The sequence below is a fragment of the Ornithinibacter sp. genome (genome assembly GCF_035443565.1).
Lineage (GTDB): Bacteria > Actinomycetota > Actinomycetes > Actinomycetales > Dermatophilaceae > Fodinibacter.
This window is the reverse complement of sequence record NZ_DAORSO010000125.1, coordinates 3,154-6,523: the sequence shown is the minus strand read 5'-3', so window position 1 is coordinate 6,523 and position 3,370 is coordinate 3,154. Positions and strand designations below refer to the sequence as shown.

The window sequence follows — 3,370 nt, the reverse complement described above, 5'->3', positions numbered from 1 at the left end:
GCTCACACCCAGTCGACCTCGGCGGAGGTGGCACCACCCGACAGCGCCGCGTACCCCGGCCCGCGGTCGAAGAACGGCTGCTCGCCGCGCTCGGCCCGCAACTCGGCGCGCACGGCATCGGACGCGGCGACGTCGATGACGACCGCGTCTGCGCTACCCGACGCGACGACACCGTAGTCGGCCCGGGCCCCCTCGAAGGAGACCTTGCCCCAGCGCAGGTCGCGCTCGACCTCGTCGTAGGGACGCTCGAGCGGGTCGCCCCACCCGCCGCCACCGGTGGTGCGGATGCGGATCACCTGCCCGGCCAGCACCGGCTCGGCGTCGGCCAGCGCGTCGACGACCCGCTCGTTCGGCCCGCCGACGTCGATGGTCACCTCGAACGGCCGGCCCGCCTTTCCGCCCTTGACCCCCCAGCAGGCCAGGATCGACCGGTCGGCGATCGACATGAAGTTGGCGTCGCGCAACATCCGGATCTGCTTCTCGTAGCCCAGGCCGCCGCGGTAGCGCCCGGCGCCGCCGGAGTCGACGGCCAGCCCGAGCCGCTCGACGATGAACGGGAAACGGCTCTCGGTGAACTCGGTCGGCAGGTTGCGGCTGTCGGGCACGACGTGGATGGTGTCCTCGCCGTCGGCGTAGTAGCGCCCACCCGAGCCACCGCCGAGCACCTCGCGCATGAGGTAGTCGTTGCCGTCGCGGTCCTTGCCGTAGACGCCGGTGTAGCGGATGGTCTCCTGGTCGGCCGGCATCCGCCCGTCGACCGCCTTGGCGACGACCCCCGCGAGCACACCGAGGAGGCGCAGGATGACGAACGTGCGCGCGTTGGTCGGGGCCGGGTAGATCGGCGTGAGCAGCGTGCCCTTCTCGGGGAAGCGCATCTCGATGAGCGGCACGATGCCCTCGTTGACGTCGAGCTCGGCCATCCGCTCGGGGGTGTCGGCGAGGTTGCGCAGGATCGGCGCGAGCCACTTCTTGAGGAAGTTGCCGCCGACGTAGTCCCCGCAGTGGTTGATCGGGCCCTTGGCCTGCGGACCGGTGCCGGTGAAGTCGATGACGAGCTTCGGCCCGCCGTCGCCGGGGCCCGGGCCGCCGGTCGAGGTCTTGGTGAGGGTGATCCGCTGGGTGTGCAGCTGCGGCTCGTCGACCCCGTCGTGCTCGGCGTAGTCCTCCCAGACGTAGGTGCCGTCGGGGATCTTGCCGAGGATCTCGCGCCGGTAGGTCTCGGTCGTCGCGTCGAGGATGGCGTCGAAGGCCGCCTCGATGCTGTCGCGGCCGTACCGGGCGAACAGCTCGCCGAGCCGGCGCGCACCCATGAGGCACGCGGAGCACTCGGCGTCGAGGTCGGCGGCGAGGCTGTCCGGCATCCGGGAGTTGCGGGTCATGATCCGCAGCGCAGCCTGGTTGGGCACGCCGGCATCCCACAGCTTGATCGGTGGCACCGACAGGCCCTCTTCGAAGACGGTGCGCGCGTTGCTCGGCATCGAGCCGGGCACCGCACCACCGATGTCGTCGTGGTGGCCGAACGCCTGCACGAACGCGACGACCTCGCCGTCGTGGAACACCGGCACGGTGACGCACAGGTCGGGCAGGTGGCCGATGCCGCCCTCGGACTCGTAGACGTCGTTGTGGAAGAACACGTCGCCCTCGCGCATCTCGTCGAGGGGGAAGTCGCGTGCGATCGGGTGCACGAGCGCCGAGTACGAGCGCCCGGTCAGCTTGCGCAGCTGGCGGTCGTGGATGCCGGCGCGGAAGTCGTGCGCGTCGCGGATCATCGGGCTGCGCGACGTGCGCGCGATGGCGGTCTCGACCTCCATCTCGACGCTGGCCAGGGTGCCCTGGACGATCTCGACGAGGATCGGGTCGACCGTGCTGCCCTCGGGGGTGAGCCGGTTGCCGTGCTCGTACGCGGTGGGCAGTCCGGCCGGGTTGACGGGCAGGTCGGATGCCGCGGGCGCGCCGGCGCTGCCGGACGTCGCCGGCGGTGCCACGGCGGTGTGGATCATGGGGCCGCACATGTCAGGCCTCCTTGGTGACGACGAGGTTGCCGAACGCGTCGACGCGCACGGTGAAGCCGGGGTGGACGGGAACGGTGGAGCCGAACTCCTCGATGACGGCCGGGCCGCGGAAGGTGTCGCCGGCCCGCAGGTCCGGGCGCCAGTAGACGTCGGTGGTGACGTACCCGGCATCCGCGTCGAAGCAGACGGGGCGCGCGGAGCGCGGGGTGAGGGGGGCATCATCGCGCGGGGCGATCTCGCGCAGCTCGGGCCGGGTGATCGGGCCGATGCCGGTCACCCGCAGGTTGACCCACTCGACCTGCTGGCGCGGGTCGTCGCGGAAGTCGTAGCCGTAGAGCTGGCGGTGCTCGTCGTGGAACCGCTGCGCGACCGCCTCGGCCGCTGCCTCGTCGAGCGGGCCGGCGCCGATGGGCACCCGCACCTCGTAGGCCTGGCCGAAGTAGCGCAGGTCGGCGGTGCGCACGTGCTCGTGCTGCTCGCGGGGGAAACCCTCGGTGTCGAGGGCGGCAGTGGCCAGGGCGGTGAGCTCGTCGAGCACCTTCTCGACGGCGGACCGGTCCAGGCCGGCGTGCCGGGCCACGTGGGTCTGCACGTAGTCGTTCTTGACGTCGACGGTGAGCAGCCCGAACGCCGACACGTTCCCGGGGTTCTGCGGCACGACGACCCCGGCGAGGTCGAGGATGTCGACGAGCCGGCACGCGAGCAGCGACCCCGACCCGCCGAAGGTGGTCAGCATGAAGTCGCGCACGTCGAGCCCGCGCTTCACCGACACCTGACGAAGGGCGTTCGCCTGGTTCCACGCGGAGATCTCGAGGATGCCGGTGGCGCACCGTTCCTCGTCGAGCCCGAGGCGGGCGGCGAGGTCACGGATGCCGGCGCGCGCGGCATCCACGTCGAGCGGGATCTCGCCACCGAGCAGGTGAGGAGGGATGCGCCCGAGCACGACGTGGGCGTCGGTGATCGTCGGCTCCGTGCCGCCCTTGCCGTAGCAGAGCGGTCCGGGGTCGGCCCCGGCCGACTGAGGCCCCACCTTGAGGGTGCCCTCGGGAGTGACCCAGGCGATCGAGCCACCGCCCGCGCCGACGGTGACGACGTCGATCATCGGGATCTTGCTCGGGTAGGCGCCGACCGTCCCCTCGGTGGTGAGCGTCGGCTCACCGTCGAGCACGACCGAGACGTCGGTGGAGGTGCCACCGCCGTCGCAGGTGAGCACCCTGTCGAACCCCGCGCGACGGGCGATGAGCGCCGCCCCCAGGGCCCCCGCGGCCGGGCCGGAGAGCACGGTGGTGATCGGCTGGTGCACGACCTCGTCGGCCGACAGCACCCCACCGTTGGACTTCATGACGTAGAACGGGATC

General features: G+C 71.9%; 2 protein-coding genes. Both read right to left on the bottom strand.

Annotated features, from left to right (window positions below):
- Window positions 1-2: 2 nt before the first annotated feature.
- Window positions 3-2,012 carry a hydantoinase B/oxoprolinase family protein gene (locus PLL68_RS11415; RefSeq protein ID WP_324534185.1) on the bottom strand — a complete coding sequence of 670 codons (2,010 nt, stop codon included), beginning with the start codon at window positions 2,010-2,012 and terminating at the stop codon, window positions 3-5.
- Window position 2,013: 1 nt separating this feature from the next.
- The coding region (locus PLL68_RS11410) for a hydantoinase/oxoprolinase family protein (protein ID WP_324534183.1) at window positions 2,014-3,370 on the bottom strand (1,357 nt) is incomplete at its 5' end.

What these genes read in the sequence shown, in the direction of transcription:
- PLL68_RS11415 (WP_324534185.1), bottom strand. Translation starts at nt 2,012, where the DNA reads ATGTGCGGCCCCATGATCCACACCGCCGTGGCACCGCCGGCGACGTCC.